Origin of the sequence: Nonomuraea typhae, from assembly GCF_009760925.1 — a bacterium.
In the GTDB taxonomy this organism is placed as follows: domain Bacteria; phylum Actinomycetota; class Actinomycetes; order Streptosporangiales; family Streptosporangiaceae; genus Nonomuraea; species Nonomuraea typhae.
Genome location: NZ_VRLV01000001.1, coordinates 521,278 through 545,039, shown reverse-complemented (window position 1 = coordinate 545,039; position 23,762 = coordinate 521,278). Strand labels below are relative to the sequence as shown.

12 protein-coding genes are annotated in these 23,762 nt (G+C 71.4%); 7 read left to right on the top strand and 5 right to left on the bottom strand.

Annotated features, from left to right (window positions below):
• The first annotated feature begins 63 nt into the window (after positions 1-63).
• The 3 genes from murA to FVE25_RS02505 all read left to right on the top strand — a co-directional run bounded on the left by murA (position 64) and on the right by FVE25_RS02505 (position 6,582).
• Entirely contained in the window at positions 64-1,368 is a 1,305-nt protein-coding gene (gene murA / locus FVE25_RS02515) for a UDP-N-acetylglucosamine 1-carboxyvinyltransferase (RefSeq protein ID WP_157244720.1), read from the top strand.
• A 58-nt stretch (positions 1,369-1,426) separates the two neighbouring features.
• Positions 1,427-3,628 (top strand): transglycosylase domain-containing protein, encoded by a 2,202-nt coding sequence (locus FVE25_RS02510; RefSeq protein WP_246266542.1) that lies wholly within the window; start codon positions 1,427-1,429, stop codon positions 3,626-3,628.
• 104 nt (positions 3,629-3,732) lie between these two features.
• Positions 3,733-6,582 (top strand): AAA family ATPase, encoded by a 2,850-nt coding sequence (locus FVE25_RS02505; RefSeq protein WP_157244719.1) that lies wholly within the window; start codon positions 3,733-3,735, stop codon positions 6,580-6,582.
• An 18-nt stretch (positions 6,583-6,600) separates the two neighbouring features.
• Here the strand turns inward: FVE25_RS02505 and FVE25_RS02500 are convergent, their stop codons facing one another.
• The 5 genes from FVE25_RS02500 to dnaE all read right to left on the bottom strand — a co-directional run bounded on the left by FVE25_RS02500 (position 6,601) and on the right by dnaE (position 17,403).
• Entirely contained in the window at positions 6,601-10,068 is a 3,468-nt protein-coding gene (locus FVE25_RS02500; protein WP_219825273.1) for a M28 family peptidase, read from the bottom strand.
• Between the two features lie 181 nt (positions 10,069-10,249).
• Positions 10,250-11,248: a TolB family protein gene (locus FVE25_RS02495; protein ID WP_246266539.1), complete on the bottom strand. Its 999-nt coding sequence runs from the start codon at positions 11,246-11,248 to the stop codon at positions 10,250-10,252.
• 2 nt (positions 11,249-11,250) lie between these two features.
• On the bottom strand, positions 11,251-12,420 hold the full coding sequence (locus tag FVE25_RS02490; RefSeq protein WP_157244718.1) for an MFS transporter: 1,170 nt from the start codon (positions 12,418-12,420) through the stop codon (positions 11,251-11,253).
• The gene (locus FVE25_RS02485) at positions 12,421-13,710 is read right to left on the bottom strand and encodes a galactose-binding domain-containing protein (protein WP_157244717.1); all 1,290 of its coding nucleotides are present in this window, start codon (positions 13,708-13,710) and stop codon (positions 12,421-12,423) included. It lies immediately after the preceding gene.
• A 165-nt stretch (positions 13,711-13,875) separates the two neighbouring features.
• On the bottom strand, positions 13,876-17,403 hold the full coding sequence (dnaE, locus tag FVE25_RS02480) for a DNA polymerase III subunit alpha (RefSeq protein ID WP_157244716.1): 3,528 nt from the start codon (positions 17,401-17,403) through the stop codon (positions 13,876-13,878).
• Positions 17,404-17,618: 215 nt separating this feature from the next.
• Here dnaE and FVE25_RS02475 point away from each other — a divergent pair, with 215 nt between their 5' ends.
• The 4 genes from FVE25_RS02475 (at position 17,619) to FVE25_RS02460 (ending at position 23,762) form a co-directional block, all read left to right on the top strand.
• A complete protein-coding gene (locus tag FVE25_RS02475; protein WP_157244715.1) occupies positions 17,619-18,911 on the top strand; it encodes an amino acid permease in 1,293 nt (430 codons plus the stop codon).
• A 192-nt stretch (positions 18,912-19,103) separates the two neighbouring features.
• Complete coding sequence (locus tag FVE25_RS02470) at positions 19,104-21,176, top strand: serine/threonine-protein kinase (RefSeq protein ID WP_181019422.1); 2,073 nt, start codon at positions 19,104-19,106, stop codon at positions 21,174-21,176.
• 10 nt (positions 21,177-21,186) lie between these two features.
• On the top strand, positions 21,187-22,935 hold the full coding sequence (locus FVE25_RS02465; protein ID WP_157244713.1) for a serine/threonine-protein kinase: 1,749 nt from the start codon (positions 21,187-21,189) through the stop codon (positions 22,933-22,935).
• Complete coding sequence (locus FVE25_RS02460; RefSeq protein WP_157244712.1) at positions 22,932-23,762, top strand: AraC family transcriptional regulator; 831 nt, start codon at positions 22,932-22,934, stop codon at positions 23,760-23,762. Before FVE25_RS02465 ends, FVE25_RS02460 begins: the two co-directional genes overlap by 4 nt.

Here is a 23,762-nt window from a genome sequence, read left to right as displayed (position 1 = left end):
TACCTGAACACGCTGAGGTGGACATCGCACCAGCGCGTCCCGGAACGCGGGACAATGTCCGGCATGAGCGATGAAGAGGTCTGGCTGATCGACCCCTCGGGACCACTGCGGGGGGACGTCGTCGTCCGGGGATCCAAGAACGGCGTCTCCAAGCACATGGTGGCCGCCATGCTGGGCAGCGGCGAGAGCACGATCGGCAACGCGCCGGAGGTCGGCGAGGTCGGCATCACCGCCGCGATGCTGACGGCGCTGGGCATCAACGTCGAGATCGACGGGGGCGAGATCCGCATCGAGCAGGGTCCGGAGATCCGGCCCCGGGTGCCGGAGGAGTACACCGGCCTCAACCGCATCCCCATCCTCATGCTCGGCCCGCTGCTGCATCTGGCGGGCGAGGCGTTCGTGCCGCTGGTCGGCGGCGACCCGATCGGCCGGCGGCCCATCGACTTCCACGTGGACGCGCTGCGTCAGATGGGCGCCGAGGTCGAGGTCCAGGAGGGCGGCGTCTACGCCAAGGCCAAGCGGCTCAACGGCGCCCGGCTGCAGCTGCCCTACCCGAGCGTGGGCGCCACGGAGACGGTCCTGATGTCGGCAGTGCTGGCCGAGGGCAAGACTGTGCTGAAGAACGCGGCCATGGAGCCCGAGGTCGTCGAGCTGGCGCTGTTCCTGCAGCGCATGGGCGCCAGGATCGAGCTGTCGCCCGATCGCAGGATCGTCATCGAGGGCGTCGACCGCCTGCACGGCGCGCAGACGTGGCTGGCCGGCGACCGGATCGAGGCGTTCTCCTATCTGGCGGCCGGCCTGGTCACCGGTGGCGAGGTGCGCGTGCACGGCTGTCCCCAGGACCGGCTGGTGACCGCGATCACCACGCTGGCCAGGATGGGCGCCCAGTTCGAGATCAACGACGAGTACCTCTGCGCGACCGCCCCGCCCGAGGGCCTGCGCTCGGCCGCCGTGCACACCGACACCCATCCGGGCTTCATGACGGACTGGCAGACCCCGCTCATGGTGCTGTTCACGCAGAGCCAGGGCATGTCGGTGCTGCACGAGACCGTCTTCGAGAACCGCCTGGTCTACGTGCCCGCGCTGCAGGAGATGGGCTGCGAGATCGAGGTGTTCGACCAGTGCCTGGGCGGGCCGGCCTGCCGCTACCACGACACCAACGCCAAGCATTCGGCGGTCGTGCGCGGCGTCTCCCGGCTCAAGGGCGCAGACGTGCGGCTGCCCGACATCCGCGCCGGGTTCTCCGCGGTGCTGGCGGCCGCGGTGGCCGACGGCACGTCCACGCTGCGCGGCGTGCACCACATCGAGCGCGGCTACCACCGGCCGTTCGAGCAGTTCAAGACCCTGGGACTGAACATCCAAAGGTAGCGGTAAAGAGTTGGAAGCGGGCGTTTGCCGCTGATCACCCGGTCGTATAGCAACCTTCGTGACTGTCCTCAAATCCGTCGGCGCGCTGGGCATGGTGGGGGCTGTGGGCGGGCTGCTGGCCGGCGCGCTGGCCGTGCCGACCGTGGGCGGGGCGGGCCTGACGGCCAAGCTCCTGGCCTCGACCTTCACCGACCTGCCCCCCGCGCCCCGCGAGGAGCCGCTGTCGCAGGTGACGCGGCTGCTGGACAAAGAGGGCAAGGTCTTCGCCCAGTTCTACACGGCCAACCGCACCCAGGTGGCGCTGGCCAAGGTGGCGCCGGCCATGCGCGAGGCGATCGTCGCGATCGAGGACGCCCGCTTCTACGAGCACGGCGGCCTCGACGTCAGGGGCACCCTGCGGGCGCTGATCACCAACAGCCAGGCGGGCGGCATCCGGCAGGGCGGTTCCTCCCTCACCCAGCAGCTCGTCAAGAACATCCTGGTGGAGAACGCGCAGAGCGCCGACGAGCGCGACCGGGCGCGGGCGCAGAGCCTCGGCAGGAAGATCACCGAGCTGAGGTACGCGCTGGCGCTGGAGGAGAAGTACCGCAAGGACGAGATCCTGGAGCGCTACCTCAACATCGCCTACTTCGGCGCCGGCGCCCACGGGGTGGAGGCGGCGGCCCAGCGGTTCTTCGCCACCACGGCCGCCCGGCTGACCCTGACCCAGGCGGCCACGCTGGCCGGGGCGGTCCGCGCGCCGTACACCACCGATCCCTCACTCGGCCGCAAGCACCAGGCGAAGCTGAAGGAGCGGCGCGACCTCGTGCTGGACCGGATGGCCGGGCTCGGCATGATCACCGCGGCGGAGGCCGCGGCGGGCAAGCGGGCCGGGCTCGGCATCGAGCTGGCGCCGCAGCCCGGCGGCTGCGCCCAGAGCGAGTATCCGTACTACTGCATGTACGTGCAGCGGGAGCTGCTGACCAGCCCGGCGTTCGGCAACACGCCGGCCGAGCGGCAGAGCAGGATGGCCAGGGGCGGCCTGACGATCCGCACCGCGCTCGCGCCGAAGGCGCAGCGGGCGGCCGAGCGCGCCATCCGGGCCCGGGTGGACGCCGAGGACACCGAGGTGGCCGCCGAGGCCATGGTCGAGCCGGGCACGGGCAAGATCCGGGCGATGGCCGCGAGCAAGCGCTTCGGCACCAACCCGGGCGGGCGGGACAACGGGCCCGGCACCACGTTCAACCTGCCGGCCGACGTGGCCCACGGCGGCGGCATGGGGTTCCAGGCGGGCTCGACGTTCAAGGTGTTCACGCTGGCCACCGCGCTGGAGCAGGGCTGGCGGTTCGGCCAGGGGTTCCAGACGCCCGGGGCGCTGGTGCCCGCGCACGGCTACCGCGACTGCCGGGGCAACGCCGTCAACGCCCCCGGCGCCCGGGTCTACAACGCCAGCGGCGAGGGCAGGGGCGGCCCGCACAGCCTGGAGACCGGCACGTGGAAGTCGGTCAACATCTTCTACATGATGCTGGAGCAGAAGGTCGGCCTGTGCAATGTGGTCAAGACCGCGCAGGCGCTCGGCGTCACCCGGGCCGACGGTACGGCGCTGCGGGAGGTGCCGACGTTCACCCTCGGCGTCAACGAGATGGATCCGGTCACCGTGGCCGCGGCCTTCGCCGCCTTTGGCGCCCGGGGCCTGTACTGCAAGCCGCAGGCCATTCTGGAGATCTCCGGGGACGGCGGGCGGACGGCGGTGCCGCCCTCCTGCGAGCAGGCGCTGGAGAAGCGGGTGGCCGACGCGGTCACCTACGTGCTGCGCGGGGTGTTCGGCCAGGGCACGATGAAGGGGCAGAGCATCGGCCGCCCGGCGGCGGGCAAGACGGGCACCAACAACGGCTACACCTCGGCGTGGTTCGCCGGGTACACGCCGGATCTGGCGGCGGCGGTCAGCGTGGGCGACATCCGGGGCTCCTACCGCTACCCGCTGACCGGGGTGCGGATCGGCGACGCGTACTACGGCTCGGTGCAGGGCGCCTCGCTGCCGGGGCCGATCTGGGTGAGCTCGATGGAGGCGGCGCTGCGCAACCGACCGGCCACCGGCTTCGTATATCCAGATATGTCACGCTTCGGTGGCGGCTACACGCCGGGCCTGAAGGAGATGCTGGCGGCCGAGCGCAAGGCGGCCCGCGACCGGTTGCCCCGAGGTGAACGCAAGCGCTGGAAACGCGGCGGCCAGCACCGGAAAAACCATAAAATCCGCTGGAAACGGCACCACCAGCGCTAAGACTTGACACAACATCGCAACCGCTCAGTTATGGAGCGGGATTGAACCGGTCGTCGCTGGTGGATAACGTCCGGGAGGATTCACCGAGCCGTTCGGAGTCATTCATGCGCGACTGGCCAGGTTTAGTCGGGCGGGATGCCGCGTTGCACACGTTGCGCGAGGCGATGACGCGGCCCCCGTCCGTGGCTTTGGTGGAGGGAGAACCGGGGATCGGCAAGACGACCCTGGTACACGCGGCGGCGGCCCATGCCCGCACCGCCGGGCGCACCCTTCTGCTCGGGCACTGCCATCAACTCCGTGAGCCGTTCCCCTACGGACCCGTCTTCGAGGCCCTGCGCGACCTCGGATCCCGGCTGCCCCAGGCGGCGGCCCTCAACCCCGTCACCGGCGCCCTGCGCGGGCACTTACCCGAGCTGGGCGACGTGCTGCCCGCGCCGCCCGCGCCGCTGACCGACCCGGACGCCGAGCGCCATCGCCTGTTCCGGGCCGTCCACGGCCTGCTGGACGCCGCCGGGCCGACCGTGCTCGTCGTCGAGGACCTGCACTGGGCCGACGACGGCACCCAGGACCTGCTGCGCTTCCTGCGCCGTCGGCCGCCGGACGGCCTGTCGCTGGTCATGACCTACCGCAGGAGCGACCTTCCCGCGGCCGGGCTGCTGCTCGGCCCGGCCTACCGCCACTCCCCCGAGGCCACCAGCGTGGTCATCCCGCTCGGCCCGCTCGACGCCCGCGACGTCGGCACGCTGGCCGCCGCGCTGCTCGGCCGCGACGATCTGCCCGCCGCCTTCGCCACCCGGCTGCACGAGCGCACCTCGGGCATCCCGTTCCTGGTCGAGGAGGTCGTGCGCTCGCTGGGCGACGACCGCCGCCCCGAGGCGCTGGAGCACGCCGGCGTCCCGCTGCTGCTGCGCGAGTCGATGACCGAGCAACTGGCCAGGCTCTCCCCCGCCGCGCTGGCCACCGTCCGGGCCGCCGCCGTCCTGCGCCTGCCCTCGGGCGAGCCGCAGCTGGCCGCCGTCGCGGGCGACGCGGGCGGGCTGGTCGAGGCGCTCGCCCTCGGCGTCCTGCACGAATACCCCGGCAACCGGTACGGCTTCCGCCACACGCTGGCCCAGGAGGCCGTCTACGACACCATCCCCGGCCCCGACCGCAGGCTGGGCCACGAGCGGGCGGTGGAGGCGCTGGCCGCCCTCGACCCGCCGCCGCTGGTGCAGCTCACCTTCCACGCCCGCCGCTCGGGCGACGCCCGCGCGTGGATCGCGTACGGCGCCGCCGCCGCGGAACGCGCCGCCGCGCTCGGCGACACCCCGGTCGCCATCCAGGTGCTGGAGGACATGGTCGCCGACCCGGGACTGCCCGGCTCCGAGCGGGTCGCGCTCGTGCTGGAGCTGGCCCGGCTGGCGCTGGCCGGATTGGCCTACCCCCGGGTCGCCCGGTTGCTGCGCCACCTGCTGGCCGACGACCGTCTCTCCCGCGACCTGCGCGGGGAGGCCAGGCTCGCGCTCGGGCTGATGGTCTTCGGCCAGGGTGGCGACGTGGCCACCGGCCGCCCGGCGATCCTGGCCGCCGTGGAGGAACTCGACGACCGGCCGGCGCTGGCCGCCAGGGGCCTGGCCGGGCTGGCCATGCCGGGCTGGGGCGCGGAGTCCCTGCCCACCCACGAGAAGTGGATGTCCAGGGCCGAGGAGCTGGTCGCGACCGCCGACCATCCCGAGATCGCCGCCGCCGTCCAGGGCAACCGGACGGCGCTGGCCATGTCGGTCGGCCTGCCCGAGGCCGGCCGGCTGGCGCAGGCGCTGCCCGCCACCGACCCCTCGGCCGCCGTCCGGCGGCAGGTGGCGCGCGCCTACTGCAACCTCTACGACCTGGCCGCCACGCTGGGCCGCTACGCCGAGGCCGAGGACTTCGGCCGCCGCGGCCTGGCCCTGGCCGAGGAGACCGGGGCGTTCTTCCCCGCCTACCTCGCCCAGGGCGTGGCGCTGCGGGTGGATCTCATGACCGGCCGCTGGGACGGCCTGGCCGTCCGCGCGCTCGCCGCCGTCGAGAGCAAGGAGGAGAGCCCGGTCGCGGCGCTGGAGGCCCACTACGTGCTCGGCCGGCTGGCGCTGGCCTCCGGCGAGTGGGCCGAGGCCGCCGCCCACCTGCGCGCCTCCGGCCTGGACGAGCCGGACGAGCGCTACCTGCCGCTCGTCCTGGCCGCCTGGGCCGGGCTCATCGAGCTGCATCTGGCCCGCTCGGAGGTGGCCGAGGCGGTCAAGGAGGCCGGCCGGGCGACCGGGCGGCTGGCCGCCAAGGGCGTGTGGGCGTGGGGCGACCAGGTCGTCCCCGCCGCCGTCGAGGCGCTGCTGCGCGACGGCCGCGCGCCGGAGGCGGCGGAGCTCGTGCAACGCTTCGCCGCGGGCCTCACCGGCAAACAGGCCCCCTCGGCCGCCGCCGGTCTCCACCTGGCGCGCGGCATGCTGGAGGCGGCCGGCGGCCGCCACGAGTGCGCCGCCGAGGCGTTCGCGCTGGCCCGCGCCGCCTGCGCGGCCCTGCCGCAGCCCTACGCGGCCGCGCGGGCCGGGGAGTCCGAGGCGGGTTCGCGCCGCGCCCTGGGCGACCGTACGGCTGCCGCCGAGGCGCTGGCCGAGGCGGCCGACCGCTTCGCGGCGCTGGGCGCCACCCGGGACGCCGCCCGGTGCCGGCACGCGTTGCGCGAGTGCGGGGTGGCCATGCCGACCGTCAGGCGGAAGAGCGCCGGTGTGCTCTCTCCGCGGGAGCGCGAGGTCGCCAGGCTCGTGGCGCTGGGCCGTACCAACAAAGAGATCGCGGAGGTGTTGTTCCTGTCGCGCCGCACGGTCGAGACCCACGTGGCGACCCTCCTGCGCAAGCTCGGGGTGCGCTCGCGGACGGAGGTCGTGTCCGCGCTCGCCGCTGAGGGGGTCCCGGCCGCCGAGCGGCCGGGACCCGGGTGAATCACCGGTGGTGCGTCATCAGACCTTGATGCTCCACCAGTCGAGGACGCCCTGGTCCTGGGCGTAGATGTCCTCGATGTACAACACCCACGAACCGGCGGCGTTCTGGTTCACCGGTACGGACCAGGTCTGGGTGCCGAACGGCGTGCAGGAGGTGCCGCCGGCCGCCCTGATCTGGTGCCACGTGCCGCTCGGGCCGCGCAGCCAGATGTCGAGGTCCTCGAGGCAGGTGTGGTTGCTGGTCGCGGTCACCGTCACCGGCGACTGCGCCCTGCCGGTCGCGTTGGAGGTGACCGGGCTCTGGATGTAGGTGAAGTCGCGGATCTGGTAGTCGGTGTCGTTGCGGAAGGTCCGGCCGCCGGTGTCACCCGACACGGTCAGCGTGAACACCGTGGTCTTGGTTCCGGTCTCTCCCGAGCCGGTGATCGTCACCGGGTACGTGCCCGACGGGGTCGAGGTACTGGTGGTGATCGTCAGCGTGGAGTTGTTGCCGGAGGTGACCGAGGTCGGGTTGAAGGTGGCACCGGCGCCGGAGGGCAGGCCGGTGGTGCCGGTGAAGTTGATCGTCTGAGCGGTGCCGGCGGTGGTCTGCGTGTTGATCGTCGTCGTGGCCGGGTTGCCGGCCTGGACGGTGCCGGAGGCGGGGTTGGCCGCTATCGAGAAGTCACGGATGGGCGGGTTGCCGTCGCCCACGGCGAGCTTCCAGATGGCCCAGGCGGCCGCGTCCGAGGCCCGGTCGAGCACCGTGTCGTTGATGTTGGCGGAGGTGTCGCAGGCGGCGTGGTAGCACCGGTCGTATGCCTGACCGGCGGTGCCGCCCCACTTGGTGGCCTGGGCCTGCGTCTTGGTGAAGCTCGCGCCGGCCGCGACGCCCGACGTGGCGATGCCCGCGTTGCGGAACGAGGCGTCGTCGGAGCGGTTGGCGCCCTCGGTGTTCTCCTCCGGCTGCAGGTTCAGCCGGTCGTAGAACGCCTTGAGGTGCTGGGCGGCGGTGGTGTTGATGTTGTTGATGAAGTAGCCGCCGTTGGGCGAGCCCACCATGTCGTAGTTGTGGTAGACCTGGATCCGCTGGCGCTCGGCCGTGCTCAGCGAGGCGATGTAGCCCTCGGAGCCGTTCAGGCCCTGCTCCTCGTCACTCCACCAGCCGAAGCGCACGTGCTTGAGCATGTTCGGCCGCTGCGCCGCCAGGGTCAGCGCCACTTCCAGCAGCGCCGACGAGCCCGAGGCGTTGTCGTTGATGCCCGGTCCGGCCGTGACGCCGTCCAGGTGCGCGCCGGCCATGATGACCTGGTTCTCGTCACCGCCCGGCCAGTCGGCGACCAGGTTCGGGCCCGCGCCGGAGGTGCAGGTCGACCCGCACGCCACGCGGCGCACCGTGTAACCGGCCTGCTGGAGCCTCTGCTCCACGTACGACACCGAGGCGGTGTAGCCGGGGCCGGTCGAGCGGCGGTTGCCGCCGTTGTTGGTGGCGATCGTCTGGAACTGGTTGATGTGCGCCTTGACGTTGGTCAGGCTGATGTCCGGCGGATCGACGGTCCCGGTTCCCACCGTCAGCCGGAAGGTCGCCGTGTGGGTGGCCGTCGTGCCGGTGCCCGTCACCGTGATGGTGTGGGTGCCCTGCGGCGTGTTGGCGCTGGTGGTGACCGTGAGCGTGGAGTTGTTGCCGCTGGTCACCGAGGTGGGGTTGAAGGTCGCGCTCGCGCCGGCCGGCACGCCGGAGGCGCTCAGGTTGACCGTCTGCGCGTTGCCCGCGGTCGTCTGCGTGACGATCTGCGTGGTCGCCGTCTGCCCGGCCTCCACCGACCCGGTGGCCGGGTTGGTGTTGATGGAGAAGTCCTGGTTCGGCGCCTCACAGGTGGGCTCGCCGGACTGCACCGGCACGCTCACCGCGTTCCACGCCGCCTTGGTGGTGGCGCACTCGACGCTGTTGGCGCCGTAGAGCTCGACCGCCGCGGCCAGCGACGCCGAGCGCACGTTCGCGTAGCGCCACGACGAGGTCTTGCGGCCCAGGGCGCCCATGAAGATCTTGCCGGCCTTCTGGATGCCGATGCCGGTCACCGAGCTGGGGCCGCCGGAGCAGATCGGGCTGGTCGGCTTGCCGCCACCCGGGTTGCTGCCCTCGGCCAGCAGGTAGAACCAGTGGTTGAGCGGACCGGCCGCCGCGTGCACCTCGGTGTTCGGGATCGAGGTGGACCAGCAGTTCGGGTCGCCGACCCGGTTCGGGTTGTACATGTACCTGATCGGGCCCTGGCCGACCAGGTTCACCTCCTCGCCGACCTCGTAGTCCGCCGGGTCGTCGGCGTTGGCGGCGAAGTGCTCGGTCAGCGCGCCGAAGATGTCGCCGGTGCTCTCGTTGATGCCGCCGTTCTCGTTGCCGGAGCCGGCGCCGCCGGGCGTGGTCTGGAAGATGGCGTGGCCGTACTCGTGGGCGACCACGTCGATCGGGGTGACCTGGCGCTGGCTGTCCTGGGAACGGCCGAAGTTGGTGTAGCTGCCGTTCCAGTAGGCGTTGACGTCGCTCAGGCCGACCCGCGCCGGGAAGCCGCCGCCGGTGCCGTTGACGCCGTTGCGGCCCAGCCAGTCACGGAGCATGTTCCACTCGCGCTGGGCGCCGTACAGGACGTCCACGCAGGCGGTCTCGAGGTTGGTGCCGGAGTTGTTGCCCCACACGTCGTCCGGCCCGGTGTACGGCGAGCCGTTCTGGCCGCCGCACTGGTAGCCGGGGCGGGTGGTGTCGACCATGCGGTACGTGCCGGACTGCTGGCTCGTGTCGATGGTCACGTTCGGGTAGTAGTAGCCGTTGCCGGTGCCCAGGTTGCCAGCCGTGGCGGCGGTGGCGGACTTGGCCCGGTCCTTGGCGACGGCGCCGAGGTTGCTGTATCTGACCAGGTCGTAGCTGTCGGCGACCTTGCCGGTGCGGGCGTCGACGAAGACGTGCTGCTTGCTCGGCTTGCCGGCGGCCACGCCTTCGACCACGGTCTCCCAGGCCAGCTTCGGCGTCTTGCCCCAGGCCAGCACGACCAGGCGTGGCGTGCCCGCGGCGTCGACGCGCGAGAGCCTGGTCTTGGAGACGCGGATCGCGCGCTCGGCGCTGATCCGCGGCTCGACGGCCAGGTCGGCCGGTGCGGGGCCGGTGGCCGCGGTGGTGTCGCGTACCCGGCCCTGCGAGTCGGTGACGACGACCGCGTCGCCGCCGACCATCGGCAGGCCCTTGTAGGTGCGGTCGTAGGACACGTAGAACATGCCGCTGGCGCCGGCCGTCACGGCGCGGCGCCAGTAGGTCTCGTCAGGGCCCTTGCGTAATTCGTCCAGTCCGCTGGCCACGGCCCGGTCGGCCGCTGTGGCGGCAAGGCCCTGCGGATCGGAGGCGGTCAGGCTCTGCTGGGGTTTGGCGCCCGGAGGCGCTGTGGCGGCGGCCGGGTTGATCACCATGGCGGCCGTGGCGGCCAGCCCGGCGACTGCCGCGAGGACGGATCTGCGTCTCACTCGCCAGTCCTTTCAGGTTCCGTCCACGCTGGCCCGCACGGGCGTGCGGACCGGCGTGGAGGATGGGGGGTGTGGCGGCTTGACACTAAGACCGGACCGCTTGATGGGATATCCGTATCGATATCGGTATGCGTACGGAAATTACGGTGAAGCCCGGTTTGGGCGGTCAGGTGTAAGACCCTCAGCGGACGGCGGCGGGCGAGGACGCCTCCCCGGCCAGCAGGCGCGGCGCGCCCGAGCCGTCGGCCGGGACCGACCACACGTCCCTGCCCTTGGCGTACATCACCGTCCGCTCGTCCAGCCAGGCCGCCTGGTCGTCGATCGAGGCCGGCTCCGCCAGGGGCGTCTCCCTGCCGGTGGCCAGGTCCAGGGCGTGCAGGCGCCACGGCCCCGGGCTGACGCGCTTCTTGTAGACCAGGGTCGTGCCGTCCGGCGACAGCGACGGGCACTCGGCGTTCTCCCGCAGCGTGCGGGCCCGCCAGTTCGCGAAGTCTCCTTCCACCAGGTAGGTCTTGCCCTTCGTGCCCAGCGTCGCGTAGAAGCGGTTGTCGTCGGCGGCGAACGTGATGCCCCAGTAGTTGACGTCCGCGGAGTGGTAGCGGCGGCCGTCGATGCGCACCGGGATCTCCTCGATGTTGGTGATCACGTAGCCGGTGCGCGTGTCCAGGATGCCGCTCCAGGTGGAGAAGCCGCCGCTGTTGTAGGACTCGCCGGTGACGAAGACCGTCCAGGACGCCATCCGGCCGCTGGCCGAGACCCGGGCGCGGCTGGGGACGCCGGCCAGCCGTACCCTGCGGATCTCCTTCAGGTCGCGGCCGAGCACGATCGCGTCGGTCGTGGGCGGCGCGCCCGCGCGGGTGGTCAGGCAGAGGGTGGTGCCGGCGGCGGTGTAGGTGCGATCGCACCGGAGCGCGCTCACCGTGGGCGCGGCGCCCGTGGCCGGCAGCGGCGCCGCGGCGAGCCGCCCCGAGGTGCGGAACACCAGTTGCCCGGGGCGGCCCGGATCCACCGCGCCGGCGGCCGGGCCCTCGCTCCGGGCGGCCGACCACCAGGCGTAGCCGGTCGCCGCCCCGGCCAGCACCACCACCGCCAGCACCACGGCCAGGAGCCTGCCGCGCGGCGACGGCCCGGCCTCCCCCTCCGGTTCCCCGGAGACGTCACGGATGATCGTCTGGTCCACGCTCACAACACCCTCCAGGCCACGATCATCGACACCGCCAGCCCGGCCGCCATGACCAGCAGGCCCTGCCCGGCTCCCAGCGCCGTCCACAACACGCCGAACCCGATCGAGGACACCATCCGCGCCGCCGCCTGCCCGGTCTGCAGCACCGCCAGGCCGCTGGTTCGCAGGCCCTCCGGCAGCATCGGCCCGGCCAGCGCCATCAGCACGCCGTCCGTGGCCGCGTAGAACGCCCCGTGCAGCACCAGCACCGGCAGCAGCCAGCCCGGCCCCATCAGCACCAGGTAGGCGGCCAGCAGCGCCACATGCCCGGCGACGAACACCGCGGCCCTGCCGTACCGGTCGGACAACCTGCCCACGGGTACGGCCAGCAGCAGGTAGACCGCGGCCGTGCCCAGCGGCAGCAGGGGGAACAACTCCGGCGCGAACCCCAGGCGGCGCTGCAGCATGAGGTAGACGAAGGCGTCGCTCACGGTCACCAGCCCGAGCAGGCAGGCGGCCAGGCACACCCGGCGGAACGCGCGGTCCTTCAGCACCGCCACCCGCAGCGACGGGCGCGGCGCCAGCGGGCCGCGGCGATCGCGCACCACCGCGGCCAGCATCACCACGCCCAGCGCCGCAACGCAGAAGCTGGTGACGAAGACCGCGTCGTGCGCGCCGCCGGTCGCCGCCAGCAGGCCGAAGGCCGCCAGCGGGCCGAGCAGCGCCCCGGCGGTGTCCATCGCGCGATGCACGCCGAAGGCGGTGCCGAGGCCGTCCACCGGCGCGCTCAGCGTGATCAACGCGTCGCGCGGCGCGGTGCGCAGGCCCTTGCCGGTGCGGTCGGCGGCGATGACGGCGCCCAGCGCGCCGACCGAGCCGCCCGCCGCCAGCAGGCCGAGCTTGGCCAGCGCCGACAGGCCGTACCCGATCCCGGCCACCAGCTTGCGCCGCCGCCACCGGTCGGCCGCGTGCCCGCCGGCCAGGCGTACCGCCGCCGTCACCCCGAAGTACAGCCCGTCCAGCACGCCGAACTGCACCAGGCTGAGCCCGAGCGTGCCGACCAGGTACAGCGGCAGCACCGCGGTGATCATTTCTGAGGAGATGTCGGTCACCAGGCTCACCGCGCCGAGCGCCACCACGTTGGCGGGCACGGCGCGCGAGAGCCTGGTGCCTTTGATCGACAGGTACATCTAGTGGCAGGTGTAGGTGGGGCTGGTGTCCTTGACCGCGCCGTCCACCCCGACGAGCTGCGAGGTGAACGTGGTGTCGGTGAACGACAGCTTCACCACGCCGTAGGTGCCGCTCAGGCGCTTCTGGCTGTTCGGCTGAACGTTCTCGATGTTGTACGGCGAGGCCCCGCCCATGCCGCCGAGGATCTCGACGATGCCGTTGGGATCGGCCTGGGCGTCCGGGTTCTGCGGGGCGAAGCGCTCGTAGTGGTGGTCGTGCCCGTTGAGCACCAGCTCGGCCCCGGCCGCGTACAGGCGCTGCCACACCGGGCGGCTGACCGGGTCGTTGCCGTGCTCGCCCGAGCTGAACAGCGGGTGGTGCCAGTAGGCGGCCACGCACCGCTTGGTCGTGGCGGCCAGGTCGGCGCTGAGCCAGTCGAGCTGGGCCTGGCTGTCGAAGGAGTTGGAGTCCAGGGCGATGAAGTGCCAGGCGCCGCGGTCGTAGCTGTAGTAGCTCTTGCCCTGCGGGTAGGCGATCGACCCGAAGTACGACTTGTAGCCGGCCAGCGGGCCCGCCGGGTCGTAGGTCTCGTGGTTGCCCGGGCTGGGCTTGGTCTTGGCCTTGAAGCGGCCCCACGACTTGTCGTAGTAGTTGCGGAAGTCCGACAGCAGGGCGTCGTCGTACTGGTTGTCGCCCATCGTGATGACGAACTCGGGGTTGAGCTGCTCGACCAGCGTCGCGGTCTTCAGGTGCATGCACGAGGAGCCGGAGGAGCACTGCTGGGCGATGTCACCGGCCGCCGCCACGGTGAAGGAGGGGCCGCCGGGGTCGGGGCCGCCGCCGAACACCTGCATCTCCCACAGCGAGTAGCCGTAGGGGGTGCCGCGCTGCGTGCCGTACATGCGCACGTAGCGGGCGGAGGCGCTGACGGTCAGGTCGTCGGTGCCGCCGTCACCGGTCGTGGTGGAGTAGACGGTGGTCCAGCTCGCGGCGTCGGGCGAGACCTGGATCTGGTAGGCCTTGCCGTAGGCGACCTCCCAGAACAGCTTCACCCGCGAGATCTGCTGGGTGCTGCCCAGGTCGACGCGGATCCACTGCGGGTCCTGGCCTTCCAGGGAGGCCCAGCGGGTGGAGGTGAAGTTGCCGTCGAAGGCTTTGCCGGAGCTGTAGGAGCTGCCCTCCTTGGAAGAGGAGGCAGCGGGTTTGCCCTGAGAGAGCAGGGTCTCGGCGGCCGACTGCGCCGTGGCGGGCGTCAGCAGGGCGACCAGTAAGGAGAGGATGGCGAGCAGGGACCAGCGGGCTCTGGACATGGCGAATCTCCTGGGGGGCGAGATTGGGGCATGACCCGTCGAGCAGCCGGGATAGCGAGTGGATCTCGCCAAGCACGTCACCCCGCGCAGGGGCCGCGCCAAGCCGCTTACCAGGCGATCGTGGCAAGCGGCAGGGCGAGGTGTCAAGATAGTTAGGAAGGTTTCTTAACCTCCAAGGCAGGCCGGGCCGAGGAGTTGCTTCAGGTCGCCCATGAGCGCAGGCGACGGAGTGACCCGCAGACGGTCCTCCACCCGCAGGACCGTGGTCTTGGGGCCGTGGTGCACCTGCAGGTGCACCTCGGAGGTGCCCGGATGGGTGGTCAGGATCTCCTTCAGCCGCGAGACCACCGGCGGCGTGCAGCGGCCCAGCGGCAGGCTGACGGTCAGCGGGCCGCCCGCCTCCTGGGTGAGGTCGGGCGCGGTCACCTCCATCGCGATGATCTTGGCGACGTCCTCGCGCTTGTCGATGCGGCCCTTGACGAAGACGATCGCGTCCTCGGCCAGGATCGTCGAGCACAGCTGGTAGGCCGAGGGGAAGATCATGACCTCGATGGCGCCTTCGAGGTCCTCCAGCTGGGTCAGCACCCAGGTGTCACCCTTCTTGGTGACCTTGCGCTGCACGCCCGACAGGATGCCGCCGACGGTGACGACCATGCCGTCGGCGCGGGAGTCGTCCTGCAGGGCCGCGACCGAGCAGTCGGCGCCGGAGGCCAGGATGTGCTCCACGCCGAACAGCGGGTGGTCGGAGACGTACAGGCCCAGCATCTCCCGCTCGAACTGCAGCAGGGTGTTCTTGTCCCACTCGCCGACCGGGATCTGCACGTCGAAGGTCTGGTCCTCGCCGCCCTCGATCGCGCCGAACAGGGAGTCCTGGCCGATCGCCTCGTTCTTCTTGATGTCGATGATCGCGTCGACGGCCTGCTCGTGCACCATGACCAGGCCCTTGCGGACGTGGCCGTGGGAGTCGAAGGCGCCCGCCTTGATCAGCGACTCGATGACCCGCTTGTTGCAGACGATCGCCGGGACCTTGCGCAGGAACTCCTTGAAGTCGGCGAAGCGCCCCTTCTCCTTGCGCGCGCCGATGATGCCGTCGACGACGTTGCCGCCGACGTTGCGGATGGCCGACAGGCCGAAGCGGATGTCGGTGCCGCGCGGGGTGAAGTCGAAGTCGGAGTCGTTGACGTCCGGCGGGAAGACCTTGATGCCCATGCGGCGGCACTCGTTGAGATAGAGCGCCGACTTGTCCTTGTCGTCCTTGACCGACGTCAGCAGCGCGGCCATGTAGGCGGCCGGGTAGTTGGCCTTGAGGTAGGCGGTCCAGTAGGAGACCAGGCCGTAGCCGGCGGTGTGGGCCTTGTTGAAGGCGTAGTCGGAGAACGGGAGCAGGATGTCCCACAGGGCCTTGATGGCGGCGGCCGGGAAGCCGTTGTCCTTCATGCCCTTCTCGAAGAACTCGTACTGCTTGTCCAGCTCCGACTTCTTCTTCTTGCCCATCGCGCGCCGCAGCAGGTCGGCGCCGCCGAGGGAGTAGCCGGCGACCTTCTGGGCGATGGCCATGACCTGCTCCTGATAGATGATCAGGCCGTAGGTCGTGTCGAGGATGTCCTTGAGCGGCTCCTCGAGCGCCTCGTGGATCGGGGTGATCTCCTGCTGGCCGTTCTTGCGCAGCGCGTAGTTGGTGTGGGAGTTGGCGCCCATCGGGCCCGGCCGGTACAGGGCCAGGGCCGCGGAGATGTCCTCGAAGTTGTCGGGGCGCATCAGGCGCAGCAGCGAGCGCATGCCGCCGCCGTCGAGCTGGAAGATGCCGAGCGTGTCGCCGCGCGCCAGCAGCTCATAGGTCTTGACGTCGTCCAGCGGCAGGTCGAGCAGCTCGATCTGGTTGCCGGTGTCGGCCTCGATGTACTTCAGGCAGTCGTCGATGATCGTGAGGTTGCGCAGGCCCAGGAAGTCCATCTTCAGCAGGCCGAGCGTCTCGCAGGTCGGGTAGTCGAACTGCGTGATGATCGCGCCGTCGGAGTCGCGGCGCATGATCGGGATGTAGTCGGTCAGGACCTCCGAGGACATGATGACGCCCGCGGCGTGCACGCCGGTCTGCCGGATCAGGCCCTCCAGGCCGCGCCCGAGGTCGATCGTGGACTTGACGTCCACGTCCTCGTCGTAGAGCTTGCGCAGCTCGCCCGCCTCGGCGTAGCGGGGGTGGTCCTTGTCGAAGATGCCCGACAGCGGGATGTCCTTGCCCATGACGGCGGGCGGGAACGCCTTGGAGACCCGGTCGCCCAGCGCGTAGGGGTAGCCCAGGACGCGGCCGGCGTCCTTGATGGCGGCCTTCGCCTTGATGGTGCCGAAGGTGGCGATCATGGCGACCTTGTCGGCGCCCCACTTCTCGGTCACGTAGCGGATCACGTCAGCGCGCCGGCGCTCGTCGAAGTCGATGTCGACGTCGGGCATCGAGACGCGCTCGGGGTTGAGGAAGCGCTCGAAGATCAGGCCGTGGGGGATCGGGTCGAGGTCGGTGATGCCCAGCGCGTAGGCCACCAGCGAACCGGCGGCGGAACCACGGCCGGGCCCCACCCGGATGCCGTTGTTCTTGGCCCACATGATGAAGTCGGCGACCACGAGGAAGTAGCTGGGGAAGCCCATCTGGAGGATGACGCCGAGCTCCTTCTCGGCCCAGGCGCGGTGCTCCTCGTCGATGCCGCCGGGGAAGCGCCGCTCCAGGCCCTTCCAGACCTCCTGGCGGAAGAACTGCTCCTCGGTCATGCCGTCGGGGATCGGGAAGGTCGGCATGAGGTTCTTGTGCTCGAAGAACCCGTCCGGCTCGACCTTCTCGGCCACCAGCAGCGTGTTGCGGCAGCCCTCGGCCCAGATGTCGGAGGAGTCGACCGCGCGCATCTCGTCGGCGGACTTGATGTAGTAGCCGGAGCCGTCGAAGCGGAAGCGGTCGGGGTCGGACAGCTGCTTGCCGGTCTGGATGCACAGCAGGGCGTCGTGGGAGGAGGCGTCGGACTCGTAGGTGTAGTGGGAGTCGTTGGTCACCAGCGGCGGGATGTTCAGTTCCTTGCTGATGCGGGTGAGCCCGTCGCGGACCCGGCGCTCGATCTCCAGGCCGTGGTCCATGATCTCCAGGAAGTAGTGCTCCCTGCCGAAGATCTCCTGGAACTTCGCCGCCGCCTTCACCGCCTCGTCGTACTGCCCGAGCCTGAGCCTGGTCTGCACCTCGCCCGACGGGCAGCCGGTGGTGGCCATGAGGCCCTCGGCGTGCTCGGCCAGGATCTCGGCGTCCATCCGGGCCCACTTGCGGTGGAAGCCCTCGGTGTAGGCGCGCGAGGAGAGCTTCATCAGGTTGTGCAGCCCGCTCTTGTTGCGCGCCCAGATCGTCATGTGGGTGTAGTAGCCGCCCGCGGAGACGTCGTCCTTCTTCTGGTGCGGCTCGCCCCACAGCACCGGCTTCTTGTTCTGCCGCATCTCGGGGGCGACGTACGCCTCGATGCCGATGATCGGCTTCACGCCGGCCGCGGTCGCCTGCCTGTAGAAGTCGTAGGCGCCGTGCATGTTGCCGTGGTCGGTGATGGCGATCGCGGGCATGCCCAGCTCGCCGACCTGTTTGAACATCTGCTTGAGGCGGGCGGCCCCGTCGAGCATGGAGTATTCGGTGTGCACGTGCAGATGGACGAACGAGTCGCTGGACGACATGGAGCGGCGCCTCCCGGACGGACGTGGTGTGCGCTCCGACTCTAGTGGTCCGCGCCGACAATTCGGTGCCTGCCGCGAGAGCGGAAACGATCGGTGTGTCCCCCTCGTCGCGGACACGTGCGTGGATATCGTCGCCATTACGGAAAGCGACGAAAGGCAACACAGTGCAACCGGATGAAGGTTACACCCACGCACTGCACAACCGTCACGTTCAGATGATCGCGATCGGCGGCGCGATCGGCGTCGGCCTGTTCCTGGGCGCCGGCGGCCGGCTGGCCGCCGCCGGGCCCGCGCTCGTGCTGTCCTATGCGGTGGCGGGCCTGGCCGCCTTCTTCGTCATGCGCGCGCTCGGCGAGCTCGTCCTCTACCGGCCCACCTCGGGCTCGTTCGTGGAGTACGCCAACGAGTTCATCGGCCCGTGGGCCGCCTTCGCCAGCGGCTGGATGTACTGGATCAACTGGGCGTTCACCGGCATCGCCGAGCTGACCGCGATCGCCACCTACGTGCACCGCTGGGCCCCGCACTTCCCCACCTGGATCACCGCGCTGATCGCGCTGGTGTTCGTGCTGGCGGTCAACCTGCTGTCGGTGCGGCTCTTCGGCGAGCTGGAGTTCTGGTTCGCGCTGCTGAAGGTGCTGGCGATCGTCACCTTCCTCGTCGTGGGCCTGGCCGCGGTGCTGTTCTCCGTGGGCGAGGCCACCCCGGCCAACCTCACCGCCCACGGCGGCTTCTTCCCCAACGGGTTCGGCGTCGTGCTCATGAGCCTGCAGGCCGTCGTCTTCGCCTACGCCTCGATCGAGCTGGTCGGCATCACCGCAGGGGAGACCGAGAACCCCCGCGAGGTCATGCCCAAGGCCATCAACGGCGTCATCTGGCGCATCGCCGTCTTCTACGTCGGCTCGGTCGTCCTGCTGGCGATGGTCCTGCCCTGGACCGCCTACAGCGCCGACAACTCCCCCTTCGTCACCTTCTTCGGCAGCCTGGGCGTGCCGTGGGCGGCCGACGCCATGAACCTCATCGTGATCACCGCCGCGATGTCCTCGTGCAACTCCGGCCTGTACTCCACCGGCCGCATCCTGCGCTCCATGGCCATGAAGGGCGAGGCGCCGGGCTTCGCCGCGCGGCTCAGCGGGCGGCACGTGCCCATCGGCGGCATCCTGATGACCGCCGGCGTCTTCGTCGCCGGGGTGGCGCTGTTCTACTACGTCCCGGAGCGGGCCTTCAACATCGCCACCGCCGTCGCCTCCCTGGGCGTGATCACGACCTGGGGCACGCTGGTCTACTGCCAGCTCTGCCTGCGGCGGCGTGGGCACGTGTCCGCGTTCCGGATGCCGGGCTCGCCGTACACGAACTGGGCGACGCTGGCGTTCCTGGCGCTGGTGGTGCTGCTCATGCCGTTCGCCGACGCCGACCAGCGGGTGGCGTTCTTCCTGCTGCCGCTGCTGGCCGCGGCCATCGCCGCCGGGTGGAAGCTCACCTCGGTACGGCGCGGCCATCCCATCGGCTGAGCCGTACCCGCGCGGGGTGAACCAGGGGCGACCCGCGCGATGAACGGACGGCGACAATTGGCGTCCAGGAGCTTCGCCCTGCCCTCCACCTGCCAGACCTTCCTTCCCGAAGCACGGACTGACCCTCGCGTGAGTCGCCGATGATCCCCCGCTATGGGAGTATTTCTTGGCCTAGAGGAGGGTTTGAGGCCGTTGACGTCGGATCGTAAGCAGCGCGGTCGCCGCATCGCCGGCCGCTACCAGCTTCAGGAGCCCATCGGCAAGGGCGGCATGGGCATCGTCTGGCGGGCCCACGACGAGCTGCTCGATCGCACGGTCGCCGTCAAGGAGGTCCGCTACGCCGCCGCCCTGGGCGACGAGGTGCAGCTGCTCAACCGGCGGACGATGCGTGAGGCCCGCGCGGCGGCCAGGTTCGAGCACCCCAACGTGATCGTCGTGCACGACGTGATCGAAGAGGACGAGCGGCCCTGGATCGTCATGCAGCTCGTGCCCTCCCGCTCCCTGGGCGCGGTGATCAAGCAGGACGGGCCGCTGCAGCCGGGCCGGGTGGCCGAGATCGGCCTGGCCGTCCTCGACGCCCTGCACCGCGCGCACGAGTCGGGGGTCCTGCACCGCGACGTCAAGCCCGAGAACGTGCTGCTGGCCGACGACGGCCGCGTCGTGCTCACCGACTTCGGCATCGCCACCCTCGAGACCGAGACCCAGCTGACCATGACCGGCCTGGCCGGCACGCCCGCGTTCATCGCGCCCGAGCGGCTCAAGGGGCTGCCCGCCCGCCGCGAGTCCGACCTGTGGTCACTCGGCGCCACCCTCTACACCGCGGTCGAGGGCCGCTCGCCGCACGAGCGCGGCATGGCCCTGGCCACCATGCACGCGGTGCTCACCGACGAGCCCGACCCCTCCCGCAACGCCGGCCCCCTCAAGCCGGTGATCGACGGCCTGCTGACCAAGGAGCCGGTGCAGCGGCTGACGTACGAAGAGACCGCGCGCATGTTGCGCAGGGTCGTCATGCAGTCACACACTGAAGCGGTGGTTGCCGAGGACGACACACCCACCGACCCCAACCTCAAGCCCATCACCGCGGTGCCGGAGACCGGGACCAAGATCGCCCGGCCGACGCGCGTGGACACCGGCCTGGCCAGGGCCGTGTCCGACCGGGACGTGTCCGAACGGGACAGAGCCGACCAGAGCAGGGCCGAACGGGACAGGGCCGAACGGGACAGAGCCGACCAGAGCAGGGCCGAACGCGACCGGGCCGAACGCGAGCGCCGCGAGCGTGACCGGCTCGAACGCGAGCGCCTGGAGCGGGATCGGCAGGAACGCGACCGGCTGGAGCGCGAGCGGCTCGAACGCGAGCGGGCCGTGGCGGAACGCGAGCTCGCCGCCGCCACCGCCGAGCGTGAGCGGGTCCGCAAGCGCGAACTCGAACGCGAACGCGCCCGCGCCAGGGAGCGCGAGAAGGCCAGGGAACGCGACCGCGAGGCGGCGCGGGCCCAGGACATCGTCCTGTCCCATGAGCTGCCCGACGCCGACGACCCCGACTCCTGGCTCGCCCAGCCGTCCGCCGACTACACCCGCCCCGCGGGCAAGCGCGAGGGCCGCCGCTACGGCCCGATCATCGCGGCCGGAGCCGCCGTGATCCTCGTGGCCGGCATCGGCGGCTACCTCGGCCTGCGCTCGGCCCCGGACAAGAAGGAAGAGCCGAAGCGCCCCGAGCAGACGGCCGCGGTGACCTCCACCCCCGAGCAGAGCGCCTCCCCGGAGACCTCCCAGCCCGCGCCACCCAGCCCCACGCCGACCCAAGCCCCGTCCGACGGCGTGCTGCCCGCGGGCTGGAAGATGTACAAGGACAAGACCGGCTTCTCCATGGCCCTGCCCAAAGGCTGGGACGAGTACAAGCGCGAGGGCAGCCAGGTCTTCTTCCGCGGCCCCGGCGCCGGGTCGAACGCCTTCGTCTCGGTGGACCAGATCGACAAGGCGGGCCCCGACCCGGTCGCCGACTGGAAGAAGCAGGAGAAGGCGCTCAAGGACGCGTTCGGCGGCTACAAGAAGATCCACATCAAGAAGGTCGACTACATGGTGGCCGCCGCCGACTGGGAGTTCACCTGGAACACCAACACCGGCGAGACCCGCGTGCGCAACCGCGGGTTCGTCACCCCGGGCGGCATGGGCTACTCCATCTACTGGCACAACCTGGCCAGCCGGTGGAAGAAGGACCTGCACTTCTTCGACACCTTCGCGGCCACCTTCAAACCGGCCAAGTAGGCTGCACGGCGTGGAAAGGCTGGTCAGCAACCGATACCGCCTCATCGAACCGATCGGTGAGGGGGGCATGGGCGTCGTGTGGCGTGCCCACGACGAGGTGCTGGACCGGCCGGTCGCCGTCAAGGAGGTCCGCTACGAGGGCATCGGCGACGCCAGACGGGCCGAGCTGAACCAGCGCACGATCCGCGAGGCCAGGGCCGCCGGCCGGCTGGACCACCCGTCCGTGGTCGTCGTCTACGACGTCGTCGAGGAGGACGGGCGCCCCTGGATCGTCATGAACCTCGTGCGCTCGCGCTCCCTGGCCCAGGTCATCCGGGAGAACGGGCCGCTGCCGCCCGCCCGGGTGGCCGCCATCGGGGCCGCCCTGCTCGACGCGCTGCGCACCGCGCACGCCGCCGGGGTGCTGCACCGCGACGTCAAACCGGAGAACGTCCTGCTGGCGGCGGACGGCCGCGTGGTGCTGACCGACTTCGGGATCGCCACGCTGGAGGCCGAACAGGGCCTGACCGCCACCGGCGGCCTCGTCGGGACCCCCGCCTACATGCCGCCGGAGCGCCTCAACGGGCTGCCGGCCGTACCCGAGTCGGACCTGTGGGCGCTGGGCGCGACCCTGTACACCGCGGTGGAGGGCAAGGCGGCCTTCCGCGGCGACTCGTGGGCGGCCACGGTGGCCGCGGTGCTGCGTGACGCCCCCGACCCGCCGGTGCGCGCGGGCACGCTGACGCCGGTCATCGAGGGCCTGATGCGCCGCGACCCGGCCGGCCGCCTCCCGGCCGCCGAGGCCGCCGCGCTCCTGGCCGCCGTCTCCTCCGCCCCTTCCGGTACGGCGGAGCCGGGCGTCCCTCTCGCGCTCCGGACCGGACCTGCCGGAAACCAGGCGTGGGCCCACGGCCCGGCGCCGGACGGCGGCGCGTATCCCGGGGCGGCCCAGGACACGCTGCAGACCGGCGGCCCGCTGCCCGAGCACGGCATGCCCACCTCCACCGGCCAGGCCGGCCACGCGCCTGCGAGCGGTGACGCGGGTCCCGGCGGTCAGATGGGTTCAGGCGGTCACGCGCGTCCAGGTGGCCACGCGGGTTCCGGCGGCCGGGGCAGGCACGGGGGGCGCAGGCGTGGGAAGGCGCGCGGGCCGGCCGTCGCGGCGATCGCCGCCGGGGTGCTCGTGCTGGCCGGAGGCGGGTACCTGGTGTCCGAGCGGCTGAGCGGGCCCGCGACACCGTCCGCCGAGCCGTCCGTGTCCCCGTCCGTTTCGCCCTCGGCCCCGGCCACGGCCTCCCGGCCGGTGACGCCCGCCCCCTCCCCGGCGGTCCCCGAAGGCTGGCGGCGGGTCACCAGCAAGGCGGGCGGCTTCTCCCTCGCCGTGCCCGCGGGCTGGAAGGGCGCCAAGAGCAAGACCCGCGACAGCATCACCTGGACCGGCCCGCCGTTCGCCGACGGCCAGCTCATCGTGGAGTGGACCGACGACGCCTGGAGCGACCCCGTCCAGCACTGGCGCAACGTCGAGAGCGACATCCTGGGCAGGAAGGAGTTCACCGGCTACCGGCGCATCGGCCTGCGTCCCCTCACCTACCAGGGGGTTCGGGCGGCCGACTGGGAGTTCACCCGGCTCAAGGGCACGACGCGGATCCACGTCCTCACCCGGAGCTTCCGCACCGAGGACGGCCGGCCGTTCGCCATCTACTGGGAGCTTCCGGACAACCGCTGGGAGGCCCACGTGAACTACTTCAATGCCTTCGTGGAGTATTTTCGGGTGGTATGAAGGAGCAGGCCAGCTTCTGGCGGCACCCGGCGGCGCCTCAGGTCGACCTGCTCAAGGCGCGGTACGTCACCCACCGGTTCACCCGGCACACCCACGCCGAGTACGCGGTGGGCCTGATCCTCGACGGCGTGGAGGAGTTCGAGAACCGCGGCGGCACCCACCGGGCGGGCGCGGGCGAGATCGTGCTGGTCAACGCCGATTCGGTGCACACCGGTCACGCGGGCGCCGAGGACGGCTGGGCCTACCGCATGCTGTACCCGTCGGTGGAGGCCATGGCGGAGGTCACGGCCGAGCTGGCGCTGCCGTACGCCAGGCCGTTCTTCCCCGAGCAGGTGGTGCGGGATCCGGAGCTGGCGGGGCTGCTGGGCCGTACGCACACGGCGGCCGAGCGCGGTGACGACCTGACGGCCTCGACGCTGATGCGGACGCTGTTCGCGCGGATGATGCTGCGGCACTCGACAGGGCCGCGGACCGCCGCGCACGGGGCGACGGCGGGCGCGCGGGCGGTGCGCGCGGCGCTGGAGGTGCTGGACGGCCGGCTGGTGAACCCGCCGACGCTGGAGGAACTGGCCGAGACGGTGGGCGCGCGGCCCTTCCCGCTGCTGCGGGCGTTCAAGGCCGCGACGGGCCTGCCGCCGCACGCCTACCTGACCTCGCTGAGAGTACGGCGGGCCCGCTCCCTCCTGGGGGCGGGCAGCCCTCCCGCCCTGGTCGCCGCCGAGCTGGGCTTCACCGACCAGGCCCACCTGAACCGCCACTTCAAACGCATCGTGGGCGTCCCGCCCGCGGCATACCGGCGCTCTGCAGGAACGTACAAGACCGGCTGA